Source organism: Acidithiobacillus acidisediminis (assembly GCF_023277115.1).
Classification (GTDB): Bacteria; Pseudomonadota; Gammaproteobacteria; order Acidithiobacillales; family Acidithiobacillaceae; genus Igneacidithiobacillus; species Igneacidithiobacillus acidisediminis.
This window is the reverse complement of the sequence record NZ_JALQCS010000001.1, coordinates 642,323-659,900: the sequence shown is the minus strand read 5'-3', so window position 1 is coordinate 659,900 and position 17,578 is coordinate 642,323. Positions and strand designations below refer to the sequence as shown.

20 protein-coding genes are annotated in these 17,578 nt (G+C 60.5%); 8 read left to right on the top strand and 12 right to left on the bottom strand.

Going from position 1 to position 17,578, the window contains the following annotated elements; all coding sequences use genetic code 11:
• Positions 1-26 precede the first annotated feature (26 nt).
• On the top strand, positions 27-3,572 hold the full coding sequence (locus M5D89_RS03330) for an ATP-binding protein (RefSeq protein ID WP_248884386.1): 3,546 nt from the start codon (positions 27-29) through the stop codon (positions 3,570-3,572).
• A gap of 69 nt (positions 3,573-3,641) precedes the next feature.
• On the opposite strand, the gene M5D89_RS03325 is transcribed toward M5D89_RS03330, so the two are convergent.
• Positions 3,642-3,950, bottom strand: coding sequence for a hypothetical protein (locus M5D89_RS03325; protein WP_248884384.1), 309 nt, complete (start codon positions 3,948-3,950; stop codon positions 3,642-3,644).
• Positions 3,951-4,062: 112 nt separating this feature from the next.
• On the opposite strand from M5D89_RS03325, the gene M5D89_RS03320 reads away from it, so the two are divergent.
• The 6 genes from M5D89_RS03320 to M5D89_RS03295 all read left to right on the top strand — a co-directional run bounded on the left by M5D89_RS03320 (position 4,063) and on the right by M5D89_RS03295 (position 8,062).
• Complete coding sequence (locus tag M5D89_RS03320) at positions 4,063-4,644, top strand: cytochrome b/b6 domain-containing protein (RefSeq protein WP_248884382.1); 582 nt, start codon at positions 4,063-4,065, stop codon at positions 4,642-4,644.
• Between the two features lie 54 nt (positions 4,645-4,698).
• Positions 4,699-6,087 carry an argininosuccinate lyase gene (gene argH, locus M5D89_RS03315; protein ID WP_248884381.1) on the top strand — a complete coding sequence of 463 codons (1,389 nt, stop codon included), beginning with the start codon at positions 4,699-4,701 and terminating at the stop codon, positions 6,085-6,087.
• Positions 6,084-6,218 carry an LPS translocon maturation chaperone LptM gene (gene lptM, locus M5D89_RS03310; RefSeq protein WP_248884379.1) on the top strand — a complete coding sequence of 45 codons (135 nt, stop codon included), beginning with the start codon at positions 6,084-6,086 and terminating at the stop codon, positions 6,216-6,218. The genes argH and lptM overlap by 4 nt, the downstream gene beginning before the upstream one ends.
• Positions 6,218-7,468, top strand: coding sequence for a diaminopimelate decarboxylase (lysA, locus tag M5D89_RS03305; RefSeq protein ID WP_248884377.1), 1,251 nt, complete (start codon positions 6,218-6,220; stop codon positions 7,466-7,468). The genes lptM and lysA overlap by 1 nt, the downstream gene beginning before the upstream one ends.
• Before the next feature lie 70 nt (positions 7,469-7,538).
• Positions 7,539-7,799, top strand: a complete 261-nt coding sequence (locus M5D89_RS03300) for a type II toxin-antitoxin system Phd/YefM family antitoxin (protein ID WP_248884376.1) — start codon at positions 7,539-7,541, stop codon at positions 7,797-7,799.
• Positions 7,799-8,062, top strand: coding sequence for a Txe/YoeB family addiction module toxin (locus tag M5D89_RS03295; protein WP_248884375.1), 264 nt, complete (start codon positions 7,799-7,801; stop codon positions 8,060-8,062). The genes M5D89_RS03300 and M5D89_RS03295 overlap by 1 nt, the downstream gene beginning before the upstream one ends.
• A gap of 19 nt (positions 8,063-8,081) precedes the next feature.
• Here M5D89_RS03295 and M5D89_RS03290 read toward each other — a convergent pair whose 3' ends face one another.
• The 11 genes from M5D89_RS03290 to M5D89_RS03240 form a co-directional block, all read right to left on the bottom strand.
• Complete coding sequence (locus tag M5D89_RS03290; RefSeq protein WP_248884374.1) at positions 8,082-8,429, bottom strand: phospholipase D-like domain-containing protein; 348 nt, start codon at positions 8,427-8,429, stop codon at positions 8,082-8,084.
• 27 nt (positions 8,430-8,456) lie between these two features.
• Complete coding sequence (locus M5D89_RS03285; RefSeq protein WP_248884373.1) at positions 8,457-9,227, bottom strand: EAL domain-containing protein; 771 nt, start codon at positions 9,225-9,227, stop codon at positions 8,457-8,459.
• Between the two features lie 47 nt (positions 9,228-9,274).
• Positions 9,275-10,327 carry a dihydroorotase gene (pyrC, locus tag M5D89_RS03280; protein WP_248884371.1) on the bottom strand — a complete coding sequence of 351 codons (1,053 nt, stop codon included), beginning with the start codon at positions 10,325-10,327 and terminating at the stop codon, positions 9,275-9,277.
• Between the two features lie 11 nt (positions 10,328-10,338).
• Positions 10,339-10,710, bottom strand: a complete 372-nt coding sequence (locus M5D89_RS03275) for a DUF2237 family protein (RefSeq protein ID WP_248884370.1) — start codon at positions 10,708-10,710, stop codon at positions 10,339-10,341.
• An 81-nt stretch (positions 10,711-10,791) separates the two neighbouring features.
• Complete coding sequence (locus M5D89_RS03270; RefSeq protein ID WP_248884369.1) at positions 10,792-12,705, bottom strand: peptidoglycan D,D-transpeptidase FtsI family protein; 1,914 nt, start codon at positions 12,703-12,705, stop codon at positions 10,792-10,794.
• Positions 12,702-13,310 carry an OmpA family protein gene (locus M5D89_RS03265; RefSeq protein WP_248884367.1) on the bottom strand — a complete coding sequence of 203 codons (609 nt, stop codon included), beginning with the start codon at positions 13,308-13,310 and terminating at the stop codon, positions 12,702-12,704. Before M5D89_RS03265 ends, M5D89_RS03270 begins: the two co-directional genes overlap by 4 nt.
• A gap of 84 nt (positions 13,311-13,394) precedes the next feature.
• Complete coding sequence (locus tag M5D89_RS03260; protein WP_248884365.1) at positions 13,395-13,667, bottom strand: FeoC-like transcriptional regulator; 273 nt, start codon at positions 13,665-13,667, stop codon at positions 13,395-13,397.
• Positions 13,667-13,882 carry a hypothetical protein gene (locus M5D89_RS03255; RefSeq protein WP_248884363.1) on the bottom strand — a complete coding sequence of 72 codons (216 nt, stop codon included), beginning with the start codon at positions 13,880-13,882 and terminating at the stop codon, positions 13,667-13,669. The genes M5D89_RS03260 and M5D89_RS03255 overlap by 1 nt, the downstream gene beginning before the upstream one ends.
• A gap of 77 nt (positions 13,883-13,959) precedes the next feature.
• Entirely contained in the window at positions 13,960-15,264 is a 1,305-nt protein-coding gene (gene rimO / locus M5D89_RS03250) for a 30S ribosomal protein S12 methylthiotransferase RimO (RefSeq protein ID WP_248884362.1), read from the bottom strand.
• Between the two features lie 26 nt (positions 15,265-15,290).
• Positions 15,291-15,674: a NifU family protein gene (locus tag M5D89_RS03245; RefSeq protein ID WP_248884361.1), complete on the bottom strand. Its 384-nt coding sequence runs from the start codon at positions 15,672-15,674 to the stop codon at positions 15,291-15,293.
• Positions 15,675-15,678: 4 nt separating this feature from the next.
• Positions 15,679-16,431 carry a pteridine reductase gene (locus tag M5D89_RS03240; RefSeq protein ID WP_248884360.1) on the bottom strand — a complete coding sequence of 251 codons (753 nt, stop codon included), beginning with the start codon at positions 16,429-16,431 and terminating at the stop codon, positions 15,679-15,681.
• Between M5D89_RS03240 and M5D89_RS03235 the strand changes: the two genes are divergently transcribed.
• On the top strand, positions 16,430-17,557 hold the full coding sequence (locus M5D89_RS03235) for a class I SAM-dependent methyltransferase (RefSeq protein WP_248884358.1): 1,128 nt from the start codon (positions 16,430-16,432) through the stop codon (positions 17,555-17,557). The genes M5D89_RS03240 and M5D89_RS03235 overlap by 2 nt on opposite strands.
• Positions 17,558-17,578 lie beyond the last annotated feature (21 nt).

Below are 17,578 nucleotides of genomic sequence, written 5' to 3'. Positions count from 1 at the left end.
ACAATAAGATAATAAGGAGTCTTTCCATGCGTACCCGCATTCCAACGTTGAAAATCGCTCTTTTGGGCCCTCCCGGGTTTGTTCTAGGGCAGACCACGCTACCGACCCCGCATCGCGGGGTTCGTCGCCTCTTGGCTTACCTGGCTCTACAACCCGGCTCTCACGAGAGAAGCCACCTTGCCCGACAGCTTTTTTCCCAAGAAAGCAGCACCGACCCTCGGGCGCAGCTGCGCCAAGCCCTGTTTCAGTTATCTGCCGTATATAACCGTTTCGGCAGTCCCTTGGCGGTGTCCCGACAGAGTGTTGCCTGGAACCCCGCCTATCCCCTCAGCGCCGACGTCCAGGACTTTTTAGTGGCGAGTACCGAAGATCCTAGCGTCAATTTAAGCGCCATCGCCCTGTATCGCGGACCATTGCTGCCAGGAGAGGAACAGGATAGCGACGACGCCTTTCCTGTCTGGTTGCGCGATCAGCGCCAGCGTCTCGAAAAGCACCTGTGCTTGCGCTACACCAGCGCCCTGCAGCACCTGCACCAGGCGGGTGACCAAAGTGCCGGAGAGCGGCTGGTGAACCAATGGATACAGCAATTTCCCTTATCCGACCAAGCCCACCTCGCTGCCATGCAACTGCTCGTACTCGGGCGTAAAGATACCCACGCCCTATATCTCTTCGAGACTTTTCGGGAGCGCAAGATCACCCAAAGCGGTAACAAACCCGGACCAGAGATCACCGCGTTCTATGAACACACACGACAATCCCTGCCCAATGCACCCGTAACAGCCGCCCCCAGCGTGACGACTGGGCCAGCACAACTGCGCTTTGTCACCGTCCTGGTCATTACCTTTCGGGACGAAATCGAAGACGACGTTGGTCGTCACGAGTTCCTGCGCCATTACCTAGAGCCCGCACGAGCCGTTGCCCAAACCCACGACGCCGAATTGCGGGTCACCAGTCAGGGCTACATCGAGCTGCTGTTTGGCGTCCAGGTGCCTTGTCAGGACGGTCCCCAACAGGCCCTGCGTGCTGCCCTGGCCCTGCAGCAATTGAGCAAAATGATTCCCCAAGCCGCCCAACTCGGGATCGATTGCGGTCAAGTCATTGTTGATGCCGCCCACCCACCCATCGGCCAACTCTTTGTCCACGCCATAGACCTTGCGCGCCGGCAACGTTCGGGGCGCGGTGTGGTGTTGAGTGCGACGGCGCGCTTCTTATTGGCACCCAACAGCCCAGGCATTCAGATCCAGGCCTTGGTCGAGTCCGCTGCTACCGATGCCGAGGCCCCCGTCACCGCCTATCAAGTGGATAGCGATTCTCCAAACCCGATCCCATCCCTACCGCTCTTTGGTCGTGAGACGGAACAGGCGATTATCGTCGCCGCCGCCGAGCGGGTACATGCGCAACAAACGGGTGAACTCATCTGGATTGTGGGGGAGGCAGGCTTGGGCAAGACCCAACTGTTGGAACACGCCTTAGGCGCCCTGACCACCCAGTGTCCGATCGTCCGCTTTGCCTGTCAGCCTCTGCAGCAGTACAGCTTGCTGCATCCCCTGGCAGCCACGTTTCGGCGACTCCTGCACCTGGATGAGCTCACCGGGGAAGCGGCCCGTAAACGGGTGGCACGGATGCTCGACCTCCTGCGGGACAAGGATCCCTTGCTGCTACGACTATGGTGCTTTTGGCTGGGCCTGGAGGACAAAGCGGGGCAGCACAGCGCCGGACAATTGCTCCACGACTATCGCTTCCTGCTGCAAGAAAGTGTGCTGGAACTGCTCTCCACCCATCTGCTGCCACGACACCACATTGCGGTCATCGAAGACCTGCACTGGGCGGACACGGCATCCCTCGACGTGCTTCGGCAGTTTCTCCGTAACTTGGATCAGCGTCCGATCCTGGTGTTGATCACCAGCCGCTCTGCGCCACCGCCCATGGACGCGCTGCCCTGCCCTGAACGAGTGCTCAGCTTGTACCCCTGGGATGACGCCCAGGCGAGACGCTTCTTGGCGGCGCGCCTGCCCCAGTTACCCAAGCCGCCCATTCAACAAGCCATCATTCAAAGCGCAGGGGGAATTCCGCTCTATCTCGATGGCCTCGCCACCAGCCTCGCCGAACGCGCCTTGGAACAAATACCGGCCCAGGTAGAAGTGATTCTTGATGCCTATGTTGCCCGGAGCGGCAGCGCGTTGCCCACCTTACAGGCTGCAGCCGTCATTGGCGCCCCGTTTCAGCTGCGTGACCTTGCTGCCCTGGGTGAACGGTCGCAGCCGGAATTGCAGGGGGAGTTGCAGATTCTGGAGGAGCGCGGCCTCCTGACCCATCAGGGCCAATACTGGCAATTCCGTCACGAGCTACTGCGCCGGAGCGTGTACGACGCCTTGCTTCCTCAGCATCGGCAACCTCTCCATCAGCGTTGGGCCGAAGAGTTGGTGCGGCGGGATTATGCCGAGGTTGGGGTCATTGCCAGCCACTTCGCGGCGGCGGAAGCCTGGCCCGAGACGCGTAAGTATTACTTTCTGGCCAGCCGCCGAGCGCTCGTCATGGGTGCCTACACGGGCGCCGTCGCTTTTGCCGATGCGGCCCTGGCCCATTTGCTTGACGATGACCCACGACGCCTGGAATTGGAGGCCACCCGTTACTTTGCCTTGCGGGCCTTGTATGGGTACAGCGCTGCACCGGTCCTGCAGGCCATGGAGGCCTTGGACGCCATCTGCGCCACACAAGAACACGGGAGTTGGGCCCTTTTGGGGGTACGCTTTGGTCAGTGGATCGCCGCCAGCTCCCAGGAGAATAGCCACGCGGGTCTGCGCGCGGCCATCCGCCTGGCCGAGACGAACTACACCGATCTGCCCGATCGCGCAACCCGCTCCGTAGCCAACTATGCCCTGGGCTGGACCCTGTTCTGGCGCGGTAGCCTGGGGCCCGCACAACAATACCTGCGACGGGTCGTGGATCGATGGTCAGAAGATTGGGCAGCCCATATACAACAGGCCACGGGCGAACGGCCCTTGGAAGCCGCCATGGGCTACTTGGGGCTCATCGATATTCTCCAGGGACGTCCGGAGCAGGGGATCGCACGCTTTCAGCAGGCCATTGACCAGCTTTCTCCCGACCGGCAAGGCAACATGTGGCTGTTCATGCAGGTCATGTTTGCCACCATGAGCTTGTGGACAGGGGAGACACGACGCACCTTGCGCATGGTCCCCCAGATCCTCCGCCACAGCCGCCAGAGTGGCCTGATCATGTGGGAGACCTTTGGGCATGCGCTGCAGATTTGGGCCTTGGGACGAGAGGGACATCTACACCCCAGCACCGCAACCGTGCGGCTCCGCCGTCGGGTCCGAGAGGTAGAGCACATCTGGCGCTTTGGCGCCGGCATCTTGCACCTGCTGTTGGTAGACATGGCCTATCGTGGCGGCCACCCTCAGCCCGTCGCCCTCTACCGCCATGCTCGACGCCATCTTCAGCAACATGGCGCGCGGGTGTTTCTGCCGACTCTGGATATTTTGAAACAGGGAAGCATCCCTCCGAACACCGCCAATCTGCGTCAGGAAGTTGGGAGAAGGTGGCACCGGTAGATCTGGGCTGATGACATCTCCCGGATCTTTTTCCACCTCGCGATCCGTAAGGATGTTCTGACTGTTCTCTCAAGGCTTCTGCCGCGACCAGTACCCCACTAGCCACAACGCAACACCAAAAAAGAGTCCTTCTCCAGCGGGCAGAACCCAATCCCAAGGATGCCCGCCCAGAGCAATGGAAATGAACAGGGCCAGCGCGGCGACCACGAGGAAGGTGCCTAGTCGTTCCACCCAGCGGCTGAAAACCACGCGATCAATCCCTCGCACCCATTCCCACAGGCCCAACCGTTCCAGCACGCGCCGCGTCTCTGCCGGAAACCAAACGGCCAAGACGATCATTAGTGCCAGCAAGGTATTCAATACATAGAGAATGATCATTGCGCTCCCACCTCTGTATCATCCTATTCTTACGTCCGTTTATAGAGGATAGCCGTACCTTCCTGCAACCGAATGAAGCCATTATCATGGCAGCCCGATCTGTGGAGGAAAAATGGTGCACACCTCTCCAAATCCCTGGCCCCGCGAAGCACGCTGGCTGCACGCCGGCATCGCCTTTGGCGTTACGTGGCAATTGTTCAGCTCGCTGTGGATGACCCCGGATTTCCAGCACGCCGATTACGGCAGTGTTACCCAGTTCCTCTTCAGCACCCACGCCTGGATCGGCCTGACGACAGCGCTCTTCCTGCTCTGGGAGTGGTTGTGGATTTTCACCACCCCGGCCATTCGCAACCAACTCTTCCCTTTACGTGGGCCGTGGCAGCCCATCGCGGCGGACCTGCGTGCCCTGTTGTGCGGACGCTTGTCGCCGCCTGGCCCCCATCCCGGCGTCGCCGCCCTCCTCCACGGCCTTGGCCTGCTCCTCGTCACCTGGATGGCCCTCACCGGCACTGCCATCTTTTTCTTTCTGCCCCAGGGTGGAACACCTCCGGGACCGATCCTCAACGCCCTGATTCCTCTACACAAGGCTTTGGTCAATTTCGTTTGGGCGTATTGGATCGGCCACGTCGCTTTCACGCTCCTGCATGGACTGCGCCGCGACGGGATCTGGCAGATCTTCCGCTTGCATGAATGAACTGGTCCACGTCCAGCGCTTTGGGTATAGTCCGGCCAAGTGAGGAGATCTGCGATGCGTGAGAAATTGTGGGGTGGCCGTTTTGCCGCCAATACTGATGTCCTGGTGGAGCACTTTACGGCTTCCATTGCCATTGATCAGCGGCTGTACGCGGAGGATATCCGCGGGTCTCTGGCGCATGCGCGCATGCTGGGACGCGTTGGGGTGCTCAGCGCTGCAGAGGTCGAGGCCATCTGCGCGGGCCTGGAACAGATCGCCACAGAAATCCGTAGCGGCAGTTTTTCCTTTGATGACAGCCTCGAAGACATCCACATGCATATCGAGAGTCGTCTGATTGAACTGATCGGCGATATCGGCAAGAAACTACATACCGGCCGTTCCCGCAACGATCAGGTCGCCACCGACATGCGTCTCTACACCCGCGGCGCCATCGACCGGCTGCTGCACCTGCTGCACGACCTGCAACAAGTATTCGTGGACCTGGCGGAACGGGAGGTGGAAACCATCCTTCCCGGCCTCACCCACCTGCAGGTGGCGCAACCGGTCACCTTTGGCCATCACTGTATGGCCTACGTCGAGATGTTCCGCCGCGACGCGGAGCGCCTGCGCGACGCCCGCAAGCGGGTGAATGTGCTGCCCCTGGGCGCGGCGGCCCTGGCCGGAACGACCTTCCCCATCGATCGCTGGGATGTGGCGCGCGAACTGGGCTTCGATCACGTTGCCGAGAACAGCCTCGACGCCGTTTCCGACCGCGATTTTCTTCTCGAAACCCTGGCGGCGCTCTCGATCATTGCCGTACACCTCTCCCGCCTGGCGGAAGAGCTGATTTACTGGATGTCGGCAGCCCTCGCCTTCATCGATCTGCCCGACGCCTTCTGTACCGGCTCGAGTATCATGCCACAAAAGAAAAATCCCGACGTTGCAGAACTCATTCGCGGCAAAAGCAGCAAGGTCATGGGACAGCTCACCGCATTGCTCGTTTTGATGAAGGGGCAGGCACTCGCCTATAACCGGGACAACCAGGAGGACAAAAGCATCTTCTTCACCGCCCTGGATGAAGTCGAAATGAGTCTGCAACTGCTGGTACGAATGCTCCCCGGTTTGCAGACCCACCCGCAACGTATGCGCGCCGAAGCGGAAAAAGGCTTCGCAACGGCGACGGATCTCGCCGATTACCTTGTCCGCAAGGGCGTCCCGTTCCGCGATGCCCACGCCGTCGTCGGGCGCGCGGTGCGCTTGGCACAGGATCGCGGCATCGGCCTGGAGGCGCTGCCCCTAGAAGAACTGCAGGGCCTCTCCCATGCCATCGATGCCGACGTCTTCGGCGTCCTGACCCTGGAAGGTTCCGTTGCCGCCCGCGATCACCTCGGTGGTACGGCGCCGGCGCAGGTACGCGCGGCCATCGCGCGGGCGCGCCAGCGCCTGCAGGGAGAAAGCGCATGAAGTGCTTGCTGCACCCAGGCTTGATCCTGCTACTCTTGGGCAGCCTGGCGCTGGCCGGCTGCGGTCGAAAAACCCCTCTCACGCTGCCAAAGACCCCGGCGCCCACGGCTTCGACGACGAGCGGCCACTGATGCATCCGCTTCACTATCGTAATGGGCAACTGTACCTCGACGACTGCGCCCTCGCCGCGATTGCCGAGCGCTTCGGCTCCCCCGCTTATGTCTATTCGGAAATGTATCTGCGCGAGCGCTATCATGCCTTCGCCCACGCCCTGGGGGAGCAGACCCTGACCTGCTATGCGGTCAAGGCGAACAGCAATCTGCATCTGCTGCGCCACCTCGCGCAGTGGGGCGCTGGCTTCGATATTGTCTCAGGTGGTGAGCTCGCACGGGTTCTGCGGGCGGGTGGCGATCCGCAAAAAATTGTGTTTTCCGGCGTCGGCAAGAGTCGTGCGGAGATTCAAGCCGCTCTGGAAGCAGGTATCTTCTGTCTTAATGTCGAGTCTGCGGCAGAGTTGGAGCGCATTGCAGAGGTCGCTGCAGAGCTGGGCTATCGCGCACCCGTCGCCCTGCGTGTCAATCCGGACGTCGATCCTGGCACACACCAGTACATTGCCACCGGCCTCAAGGAGAGCAAATTTGGTATTCCCCTTGCTGCCGCCGAGGCCTTATATCGGCGCGCGGCGGAGTGGCCGAGCATTGGATTCATTGGCGTAGCTGCCCACATTGGCTCCCAGCTGATCGATCTACAACCCATCGCTGCCGCAGCGCGGCGCTTGCGGGATCTGTATGAGCGTCTGCGGGCCCATGGCATCCCCTTGCGACATATCGACTTGGGAGGCGGCGTCGGCATTCGTTATCACAACGAACATCCCCCTAGCCCCGCCGATTATGCTGCAGTCCTCGATGCGGCCCTGGAAGGACTTGCCGTGCGGCGGGTCGTGGAACTTGGGCGCTCCCTGGTGGGGAATGCCGGGGTCCTGCTGACCCAGGTCGAGTATTGGAAGGAAAACGAAGACAAGCATTTCTGCGTCGTCGATGCGGCCATGAACGACCTGTTGCGTCCCAGCCTCTACGGCGCCTGGCATGAGATCCTGCCATTGCAGGAGACACCGGCGTTGCTGCAGGCCTGCGACATCGTCGGCCCGGTCTGCGAGAGTGGCGACTTCTTTGCCAAGAACCGCACCATCCCCAGCGTTCCCGCCGGCGAATACCTGGCCATCCTCGGCACCGGCGCCTACGGTTTTGCCATGAGCAGTCAGTACAACAGCCGCCCCCGCGCCGTCGAAGTCCTAGTCCATGGCAACGAGGCGACTTGCATCCGCCGGCGCGAAACCCTTGCCGATCTCCTTGGCCCCGAAGAGGACTGCGCCAACGCCTAGCCCAGGATGCGCTTGCAACGCCCACACCATCGCCCTAAACTTGGACAAGTAATTGCACAGGTACCCGGCCATGAAAGTCATTAGCTACACCCAAGCGCGCAATGAACTCAAATCTGTTCTCGACAGCGTGGTTCGGGATGCCGACATCACCGTCATCAGTCGACGTGACGCGGAAGGAGATGCAGTAGTGATGTCTTTGGACAGTTACAACAGCATCATGGAAACTTTATATCTCACCGCCAATCCGGCCAATGCTGCCGCTCTCGCCCGCGCGCTTGCCCAGGATCAGGCGGGACTCGCACAGCAACATGGGTTACTCCCCAACGACTGATGGCGCGTGCTATCAAGTTCGTCCCCGATGCATGGGATAGTTATCTCTATTGGCAATTGCAGGACAAAAAAACCCTGCGTCGTATCAATCTTCTGATCGAGGCCGCTGCTCGCGACCCCTTTGTTGGGATCGGCAAGCCGGAGCCTTTGCGCGCAGATCTTTCCGGCTACTGGTCGCGACGCATTGATGAAACCCATCGTCTGGTCTATCGCGCTACCGATGCCGAACTCGTCATTATCGCCTGCCGCTACCATTATAATTGAGTAGGGTACAGCGACACGGTCAACGGTCCGCGCGCGCCCAATCCTTGGCAAATTGCTGACGTAGCTCGGATAGCTCGGCCTCTTGCCGCAGCAACACCCCCATCTCCCGGTTCTGTTGCAGGCTGGTTTCGCTGAAATTCTCCGAGCCGACAAAGGCGACCTGCTCCCCAACCATCATCTTGGCGTGCATGTAGAGGGGCTTTACGGGCAGCAGGCGCACCTGTACGCCGCGGCGGCGCGCCGCAGCCAGCGCCTGGAGTAATTGCCGATCCGACAGGTAGTAAACGCCAATCTCCACGCTGTGCCGCGCATCGTTCACGATACGCAGCAGCGGTGCAGGTCCAGCTTGCGGCTCACCGTAAATCAATTTAACCCCTCATACAAAGAATAATAATCAGAGCAAAGAATTCGGATCAATGGCTGCAACCCCGCGAAATGCCGGCTTGGCGAAAAGAAATCCCTGCATGAGATAAATCCCAACGTCTCGCAGAAAATCCCTCTCCCGCTTATCTTCAATACCTTCCGCTATAACCAGAATATCCAACTCTACACAAATTTCACAAATTCCCCGAACTATCGATTTTCTGGCCCGACTTTGGTGCACATTTCTGATCAAATCCATGTCAATTTTTACAAAGTCCGGCTGAAAATCAGATAGAAGCTTCAATCCAGCATACCCCGCACCGAAATCATCTATCGCCGTCTGAAAGCCGATCTTTTTGTATTCTCTCAGAATTTCTGCAAACCACGGACCATCATTTATTCTTTCCCCCTCAGTTACTTCAAAGATGATCCTTTCTACTGGAAAGTTGTTTGCTCTTGCCGCAGCAAGTGTGGTACGAATACAGACTTCCGGTCGATATACTGCATTTGGCAAAAAATTAATAGAGATATTTTCCTTGATACCTAACCTTGCGGCTCCTTCCACCGCCTTAACTCTGCAAGCTTGATCAAATCGGTATTGATTTTCTTCTGTAACTCTATCTAAAACGGTAGAGGCACCTTCACCATTGGCTCCACGAACCAGTGCTTCGTGGGCAAACGCCTTCCCGGAGCGAACGTCAACAATTGGCTGATAAGCATAATCAAAATGAAAATCAAGCTTTCCCGCGTTGGTACAGGACTGGCATCGCACCGGCGTAATTTCATTTTTTCCAACGTCCACTACTGCTCTCCTTTTTTCCTACAATTCCCGGCACCTCTGGAAATGAGTCAATTAGTCGAGGCCCATCCAGATACAAGTCTCCACAAGATATTCTCACCTGCGCGAAAGGGCACCACCATTTCCTCTCCAGCGCCAATGCTTGCCGGAACCGTCCAACGTTCGCGCCGCAAGGTGATTTGCTCCGTATTACAGGGCAGGCCGTAAAAGGTCGGGCCATGCCGGCTCGCGAAACCTTCCAGCCGGTCCAGGGCGCCGGCTTGGGCAAAGACCTCGGCATAGAGTTCGATAGCGGCATGCGCGGTGTAGATCCCGGCACAGCCACAGGCAGATTCCTTGGCGGCCTGCGCATGAGGCGCACTGTCTGTGCCGAGAAAGAACTGCGGACTGCCGCTGGTGGCCGCAGCGATGAGGGCCTGGCGGTGCTGCTCGCGCTTCAGCACCGGCAGACAGTAATGATGCGGGCGAATGCCGCCCTGGAAGAGGGCGTTGCGGTTCAGGAGCAGATGGTGGGCAGTAATGGTCGCCGCCATGTGCGGGCCGGCACTGTGCACAAAATCCACGGCGCCCTGCGTGGTGACATGTTCCAGGACCATGCGCAGGGCGGGAAAATCACGCCGCAGCGGAAGCAACACCCGCTCAATGAAAACTGACTCGCGATCGAAGACATCCACGGCGGGATCCGTGACCTCGCCGTGCAACAGCAGGGGCAGATCCCAGCGCTCCATGGCCGCCAAGACCGGGTAGACTACGCGCAAGTCGCGCACCCCATTTTCCGAGTTTGTCGTGGCGCCAGCCGGATAATATTTGACGCCCTGCACTATGCCACTCTCTTTCGCCTTGCGGATTTCCTCTGCGGAACTCGTCTCCGTCAGATACAGTGTCATGAGCGGCTGAAAATTCGAGCCCGTTGGCCGCGCCGCCAGAATCCGCTCCCGGTAGGCCTGTGCGTCTGCCACGGTGGTGACCGGTGGCTTCAGGTTGGGCATGACGATGGCACGCGCGAAGCGCGCCGCCGTGTCCGGCAGCACCGCACGCAGCATGGCGTCGTCGCGCAGGTGTAGGTGCCAGTCGTCTGGACGTAGGAGGGTGATCTGATCCATGGTCTGGATCCTCACTCGATACCCTCAACAACCGCGTGGGCAAAAAGATCCTCGCGGCGGATGATCTGCAGGCAAAGCTTGTCGCAGGCGGCCAGAATCACCGGCGGTGCAACTCCAGCCTGACGTGCCTCTTCCCAACGGGCAGCACAAAGGCACCAGCGATCGCCCGGGCGCAGCCCGGGGAAATCCCATTCCGGATGGGGGGTAATCAGGTCATTCCCGTGCTCAAGGGTGTAACGGAGAAACTCCTCGGTCATGACGGCACAGACGGTGTGCGACCCCAGATCTTGCGGGCCACCACTGCAAAATCCGTCCCGCCGAAAGCCCGTGCGCGGTGCCTCACCACAGACTTGCAGATCTTCATCCAGGACATTACTGCGCATTGCTTCCTATCCTCCCATCGCTGCGCCCCGCACAGGGTAACACCGACACCAAGGGCTGCCTACGCGGCGAAGGCGCTCTGCTTACCCTCCGCCCTCACTCCAGATCTCTGCCTGGGCACGGCTCACGGCGGGGGTTTGCACCCGACAGAAATCCTTTTCTCCCAGGGGCATAGGTACCTGGAAATAGGCCCCAGCCTGAAGCGCTTGCGGACTCGAGAGACCATTGATCTGCATCAGATATTTGCTGGTGCTGTGGTATTGGAGCGCGAGTTCGTGCAGGTCGGAACCGGCTGGCACCCGGATCTGTAGAAACTTGCCACCGATGTTACAGCGTGGCGCCACGTCCAGCGTGCGCAGGGCACGGCGCATGGTGTAGCGAAACACTGGTGCCGCCTCGATCCCGCCAAAATTCCAGGAATAGTGGCTACCGCGCAGGTTGACCGCCATGACCAAATCTGGATGCGGACCGGGGGCAAAGCCAACAAAGGTCGCATTGGTGCGATGATGAAAAAATCCATCCTTGCCATTCGCCATGTTCGAGGTACCTGTCTTGCCACCTACATGATAACCGGGAATGGCGGCCAAGATACCGGTGCCACCGGGGCGGGCCACGGATTGCAACCAGCGCCGTAGATCGTTGGCCACCCACTCCGGCATCACCCGATGCCGACGTACCTTTTCACCGACGAAGAGATGTGGACGCACATACCAACCCCCATTGGCAATACTCGCATAGGCGGCCGCGAGCTGCAGTGTGGTGACCGAGACCCCATAACCAATGGAGATCGTCGCGTGGCGGGCAGCTCCCCAGGATTGCCAGGGCGGCAGCACCCCCGCCGTTTCGCCGGGCAAGCCCAGCGGCGGCACTCGGCCAAAACCTACCGCTTGGTACATTTGATATAAGGTGCGTTTGGGGGTAAGCAGGGCAATCTTGGCGGTACCGATGCAACTCGAATATTTGAGGATGTGCTCAATATTGAGGATATGGTGGCGGACATCATCCGTGATTGGATATCCGCCTACCCAGAGGGGATGAAAAACGTTGAACTTTTGCGTAGGAGACACGCTATGGCTAGCCAGAGCGGCGGCGATGGCAAAGGGTTTCATCACCGATCCCGGCTCGAAGGCTTGGTGTACCGCATTGTTGACATAATCACTTGCTGCCTGACACGAGCTCTCCTGGTTGGGATTGCAGCTGGGCGCGCTGACCATGGCCAAGATGGCGCCGGTATGCACATTCATCAGCACCGCCGAACCCTCCCAGGCGTGAAATTGTCGCAACGAGCGCAGCAATGCCATATAGGCCCAGTATTGCATTTGCGGATCGATGGTTAGATGGATGGCATGACCGGGCTGGGAAAGATGCGAGACCTTCAGCACCTGAACGATCTGCCCGTGCCCGTCGTACAGAGCCTTTTCGGAGCCTGGATGGGCCGCCAGCCAGCGGTTGTAACTCAGTTCCATTCCTGTGGCACCTTGGTGCGCTTGATCCACCAAACCGATGAGCGGTGTGGTGGCGGCACCCAGGGGAAAATAGCTGCGCGAACTCGGTAAGACGCCAACGCCAGGAATGCCGAGGGCACGGACCGCTTTCCCGACACTGGGCGGTCGTTGTCGGGCCAAGTAAGCAAAATCAGCCCCCCCGCCCGCCAAACGCTGTCCCAACTCCGTCACGCTCATCCCGAGCACCTGGGCCAAACGTGGCCACTGGGCCTGGTGTTTACCCAAGACCTTGGGATCACCCCAGACCGTACTCGCAGAGGTATTGACCGCCAAGGGCAGCCCGTTGGCGCCGAAGATCACCCCCCGCTGCGCCGGCAGGCGCTGATTGTGCAGGTAGCGCATTTGCCCCTGGGCACGCAAATGCCGCGCCTGCAGGTATTGCACCTGGATGTCGCGCCCCAGGACCGCCAAAAAACCGATGAGGAAAGCGCCCGCCAGCCAGAGAGGGCGCGAGCGTGGTAGGCTACGAAAGCGGCGCTGAGGGCTGGTCATTCTCCGCTGGTCTGGGCACGATATACGAAGTCGACGCGCTGATTCCGGTGCCAGCAAGCCGCGGTATTCTGGTTACAGAGTAAATTGTCCTTGCCGAAGGATACGGTGCTGATGCGGCGACCCGGCACGCCATCCGCCTCCAGCAGCTCCTTGATCGCGTGCGCACGCCACTCACCCAAACCAAGGTTATATTCCTGCGTGCCGGGCTGCGAGCAGTTGCCCTCCAGACGGACGTGCAGGTTGGGAAAGCGCAGCAAAAAACGGGCATTTTCCGCCGTGATCTGCTGCGCATGGGCGCTGACATGAAAGCTGTTCTGCGCAAAATGTACACGCAGATGCCGCGGCAGCGCCGCAAGTTCGGCATCCGATAGGTTTTCGTTATGGCCACCAAGGGGGCCATAGGAAAGGTTTTTTTCCTGCTCCTGTGCTTGATTCAGGGCCTGAGTACTCACGTTTGGCTGGGCGGCCGTACTCGTTGGCGCGGGATGAACTTGGCTGGTTGGCGAAACCTGCTGGGCGCAGGCACTGAGCAGCACAGTGGCGGACAACAGCACGCCATAAGCCAAGGCACGCGGCGGCACGAGAGAGGACTGGAATTGCGGCATGAGGAGTTCCCTGCATTTGTTGATATACCTCTATGACAACGCTAGTCCTTTTCGGTTCTGTCTGCTTGCCTATCTCGCGTGCCGTTACCCCCGCCAACGGTAGCGTGGCTCTGTGAGCGCGGCAGATGGGCGCTGTCCACAGCGGGCACAGCCGCCACCAGCGCAATTGCTTTGACAGCTGCCGGCAGCACTCTGTACCAGAGGCAGTAGGCGGGCGATCTGACCCCGACTCTGCCAGTGCTCCAGACCAGCGTCCACCAGCTCTGGCGGCAATTGCAGCCGCTCTGCGATATCCACCGCACGCAGGCTCTCCCCGGCACGGAGCAAGTCACGGATCCGAAACAATGGACTTTGCATCAGCTTTGCCCGAGGAGCCCAGCGGCCGGTCGCCGTTTGCGGCCATGCTGGCGCAGGCCAAGGAGCAGGGTAAACGGCGAACCGGCATGCAAGCCCATGACCTGCAGACGCTTGCTTTCCTCCTTACCCCCCAGAATGCTGTGGATACGGCCCCCAGACCCGCGAGATAGCTGCGCCAGGGCGCACGCAGCAGGGATTTCAGATTGGATGGACATGGACGCTCCCGACAGAAATTCTTCTATCGGCATTTTATTTAATGAGAATCATTATTGAAATGGATTCTGATCCCACTTCACGCTGGGGCGATGGCGTCTCCCGACAAATCGTAGGCGTCCGCTTCCCGGATCAAGACCCGCAACCGCGCACCGACGCGCCCCTGAGTCAGTCCTCGCACTTGCACTATGCCATCAATTTCCGGTGCATCGCTGGCGCTGCGACCCACTGCCTCGCCATTGGGCAGCAACTCGTCAATCAAGACCTCACGCTCGCGGCCCAACCAGCGCCGTAACCGTTGCGCACTGATTTCCTGCTGCAGCTCCAGGAAGCGCTCCCGTCGCTCCTCGCGCAGCGCTTCTGGCACCGGATCCGGAAGATCGTTGGCGGCAGCGCCCGCCACCGGCGAGTAGGCAAAGCAGCCCACCCGATCCAGTTCCGCGGCGCGCAGAAAGTCGAGTAGATCCGCAAACTCCGCTTCTGTCTCCCCTGGAAAGCCAACAATGAAGGTACTGCGGATGGTCAGATCGGGCACCGCGGCGCGCCACGCCTGGATGCGCTGCAAGGTACGATCCGCTGCTGCCGGGCGACGCATCGCCTTGAGGATGCGTGGGCTCCCATGCTGCAGGGGCACGTCCAGGTAGGGCAAGACCTTGCCCTCGGCCATGAGAGGCAGGAGTTCATCGATATGTGGATACGGATAAACGTAATGCAATCGTACCCACACCCCCAGCTGGCCGAGGGCCGCGCAGAGATCGGTGATGCGCGTCTTGAGCGGGCGCCCCTGATGAAAAGCCGTCCGGTATTTGCGGTCCACCCCATACGCACCAGTATCCTGGGAGATCACCAGCAATTCCTGCACCCCGCTCGCCACCAGGTTCTCGGCCTCTTGCAGAATGGCGTCGGGATTGCGGCTCACGAGTTTGCCGCGCATGCTGGGGATGATGCAGAAACTGCAGGACTGGTTGCAGCCCTCGGAAATCTTCAGATAGGCATAATGCGCAGGTGTCAGCCGCAGCCCCTGGGGCGGCACGAGGTCGGTATACGGGTCATGGGCCGGAGGCAAGGCTGCGTGGATGGCCTCCATGACCTGACTGTTCTCCTGCGGTCCGGTCACCGCCAGGACCTGCGGGTGAGCCTTGCGAATGAATTCGCCCTGCTCCTTGGCGCCCAGACAGCCGGTCACGACCACCCGTCCGTTGGCCTCCAGGGCCTCGCCGATGGCCTCCAGGGATTCTTCCACCGCCGCGTCGATGAAGCCACAGGTATTCACCACGACCAGATCGGCGCCGGCATAGTCACCCACCATCTGATAGCCCTCGGCGCGAAGTTGGGTGAGGATCCGCTCGCTGTCCACCGTGGCCTTGGGACAGCCCAAGCTCACGAAACCCACCCTGGGCATGGGCGGCTTCAAAAAGTATTGCTCACGCTGGCCACACCGGCTACCGCGCCGACGATCTTTTCCACCACCTGCTGCAGGTCGATCACCGCGTTGGGACACCCTGCACAGGCGCCCTTCATGCGCACACGCACGTCTCGCTCGACGATAGTGACCAGTTCGATATCACCACCATCGCGATTGAGAATCCGACGCACCGCCGCAACGGCCTCGGCAACAGCGTCAGGATCGGGGAGCGGATCCCCCGGGGCAAAACTGCGTTTGCGGCCAATCAGGCGCTGCGCCATCGCCTGCGCGTGCGCGATCTTGGCCGCAGCGACGGGATCGCTCTCTTCGAGGAGGTCGAGTTCCTCTTCGCTGTAAAAATGGATAGGACTACGTTCCGGTTCCGTCATGGCATCAATATACCATGCGCCCACCGTCGACGACGATGTTCTGCCCGGTCACATAGGGGGCATCGAAGAGCAGCCAGGCGACCGTACGGGCGATATCCGCCGGCTCCCCTTCGCGTTTGAGGGCTGTGCGCGCCAGCAGTCCGGCACGATCCCCATCCGGTGGATCCTGGCTTTCGGCCCAGAGCACGACACCGGGCGAGACACTATTTACCCGTAGCTCCGGTCCCAGCTCCTTGGCCAAGGAGCGCGTCAGGGCGAGCAGCCCAGCCTTGCTCACGCTATAGGGCAGATAGCCGCGCAAAGGGATCTCACCGTGGATATCGCCAATGTTGACGATGGCTCCCCGCTGCTCGCGCAAATGCGGCCACGCTGCCTGGCTCAGAAACAGGGGCGCGCGCACATGGATCTGCTCCATGAGCTGCCAATCCTCGGGGCGCAACTCCGCAAATGGGGCGGGACGATACAGGGAGGCGTTGTTCACCAGACCGTCGAGGCGCGCAAAGCGATCGATCACCTGTTGCACCAAACGCTGCGGGGTATTCGGCTCGCTCAGATCGCCAGCCAGCAACTCCACCTCGATGCCATGCTCCCGCCGTAGCTCCGCGGCCAGGGCTTCGGCCTCTTGCCGCGATCGTCTATAGTGAAGACCCAGATGACAGCCACGCGCGGCCAGCTCCCGAGCGATGACGGCGCCCACACGACGTGCCGCACCAGTCACCAGTACCACCTTTTCCGCAGCCTTCACCAGGAGTTCCATGCAGCCCATAATCAAAGGTTTTGTAACCCAATCCCCCGAGGGGCGCAAGACGAACTCCCTGCCTCAGCCCGAACCGGAGGCAGCGGCCCTCAGCCACACCCTGCAGGAACGGATTCGCCAGGAGATCACCGCTGCCGGGGGCTGGATTCCCTTTGCCCGCTACATGGAACTCGCCCTCTATGCGCCGGGGCTTGGGTATTACATGGCGGGGCAGCGGCGTTTTGGTGCCGCCGGCGACTTTATCACGGCACCAGAGATGGGCTCGGTATTTGCCGCCGTCCTGGTGCGGAGCCTGACACCCTATCTCGGGCGCGACGGCATACTCGAGTTTGGCGCGGGCAGCGGCGCCCTCGCCGCGCAACTGCACACCCGCCTGCCGGACATCCCTTACACGATTCTGGACCTGAGTCCCAGCCTCCAGGCCGAGCAGCGCGCCGTTCTACCGACCGTCAGGCAGCGCCAGTCGCTTCCTGAGCACTGGCACGGCGTCGTGCTCGCTAATGAGCTCCTCGATGCCCTGCCGGTCACGGTGGTCGAGAAGTGCAGCGATGGTTTGCTGCACGAACTCGGGGTGATCTGGCAAGAGGGAGATTTTGTCTGGGCAACGAATCCCAACCCTCTGGACGATGCGGATCTCGCGCCTCTGCAACCGTATGCGGCAGCCTGGCCGACAGGCTACCGCACAGAACTCTGTCCACGCGCCACGGCTTGGTTGCGTACAGTCGCCGCCAGCCTGCAGCAGGGTGCCTTAGTCCTTGTGGATTACGGTCACGAAGCGCGCGAATACTATCATCCGCAGCGCAGCATGGGCACGCTGCGCGGCTATTATCGGCATCACGTCCTAGACGACCCGTTTTTCTGGCCCGGCCTTTGTGACCTGACCGCGCATGTGAACTTTTCCGCCCTGCTGGACGAGGCTGCAGGCGCGGGTCTGCAGGTGGCCTGGTATGGCAATCTCGCCCGTTTTCTCATCGACCATGGTCTGCCCGAGGTCTATGCCGAGCTGCTCGCCCAAGCCGGAGCAGAGGGCGCCCTGGCCCTCAACAATGAGGTCAAGCGTCTGACCCTGCCCCAGGAGATGGGCGAGAGTTTCAAGGTTCTGGTGCTTACGCGAGTGGAAACCTGAGCACCCCCACTCCGAGGATGA

Excerpts from the sequence above, each read along its gene's own strand:
- lptM (WP_248884379.1), top strand. The coding sequence starts at position 6,084 with ATGAAGTGCTTGCTGCACCCAGGCTTGATCCTGCTACTCTTGGGCAGC.
- M5D89_RS03325 (WP_248884384.1), bottom strand. The coding sequence starts at position 3,950 with ATGATCATTCTCTATGTATTGAATACCTTGCTGGCACTAATGATCGTC.
- M5D89_RS03330 (WP_248884386.1), top strand. The coding sequence starts at position 27 with ATGCGTACCCGCATTCCAACGTTGAAAATCGCTCTTTTGGGCCCTCCC.
- M5D89_RS03275 (WP_248884370.1), bottom strand. The coding sequence starts at position 10,710 with ATGCGCAGTAATGTCCTGGATGAAGATCTGCAAGTCTGTGGTGAGGCA.
- M5D89_RS03255 (WP_248884363.1), bottom strand. The coding sequence starts at position 13,882 with ATGTCCATCCAATCTGAAATCCCTGCTGCGTGCGCCCTGGCGCAGCTA.
- argH (WP_248884381.1), top strand. The coding sequence starts at position 4,699 with ATGCGTGAGAAATTGTGGGGTGGCCGTTTTGCCGCCAATACTGATGTC.
- M5D89_RS03245 (WP_248884361.1), bottom strand. The coding sequence starts at position 15,674 with ATGACGGAACCGGAACGTAGTCCTATCCATTTTTACAGCGAAGAGGAA.
- lysA (WP_248884377.1), top strand. The coding sequence starts at position 6,218 with ATGCATCCGCTTCACTATCGTAATGGGCAACTGTACCTCGACGACTGC.
- M5D89_RS03295 (WP_248884375.1), top strand. The coding sequence starts at position 7,799 with ATGGCGCGTGCTATCAAGTTCGTCCCCGATGCATGGGATAGTTATCTC.
- M5D89_RS03300 (WP_248884376.1), top strand. The coding sequence starts at position 7,539 with ATGAAAGTCATTAGCTACACCCAAGCGCGCAATGAACTCAAATCTGTT.
- M5D89_RS03270 (WP_248884369.1), bottom strand. The coding sequence starts at position 12,705 with ATGACCAGCCCTCAGCGCCGCTTTCGTAGCCTACCACGCTCGCGCCCT.
- pyrC (WP_248884371.1), bottom strand. The coding sequence starts at position 10,327 with ATGGATCAGATCACCCTCCTACGTCCAGACGACTGGCACCTACACCTG.
- M5D89_RS03260 (WP_248884365.1), bottom strand. The coding sequence starts at position 13,667 with ATGCAAAGTCCATTGTTTCGGATCCGTGACTTGCTCCGTGCCGGGGAG.
- M5D89_RS03320 (WP_248884382.1), top strand. The coding sequence starts at position 4,063 with ATGGTGCACACCTCTCCAAATCCCTGGCCCCGCGAAGCACGCTGGCTG.
- M5D89_RS03265 (WP_248884367.1), bottom strand. The coding sequence starts at position 13,310 with ATGCCGCAATTCCAGTCCTCTCTCGTGCCGCCGCGTGCCTTGGCTTAT.
- M5D89_RS03240 (WP_248884360.1), bottom strand. The coding sequence starts at position 16,431 with ATGGAACTCCTGGTGAAGGCTGCGGAAAAGGTGGTACTGGTGACTGGT.
- M5D89_RS03235 (WP_248884358.1), top strand. The coding sequence starts at position 16,430 with ATGCAGCCCATAATCAAAGGTTTTGTAACCCAATCCCCCGAGGGGCGC.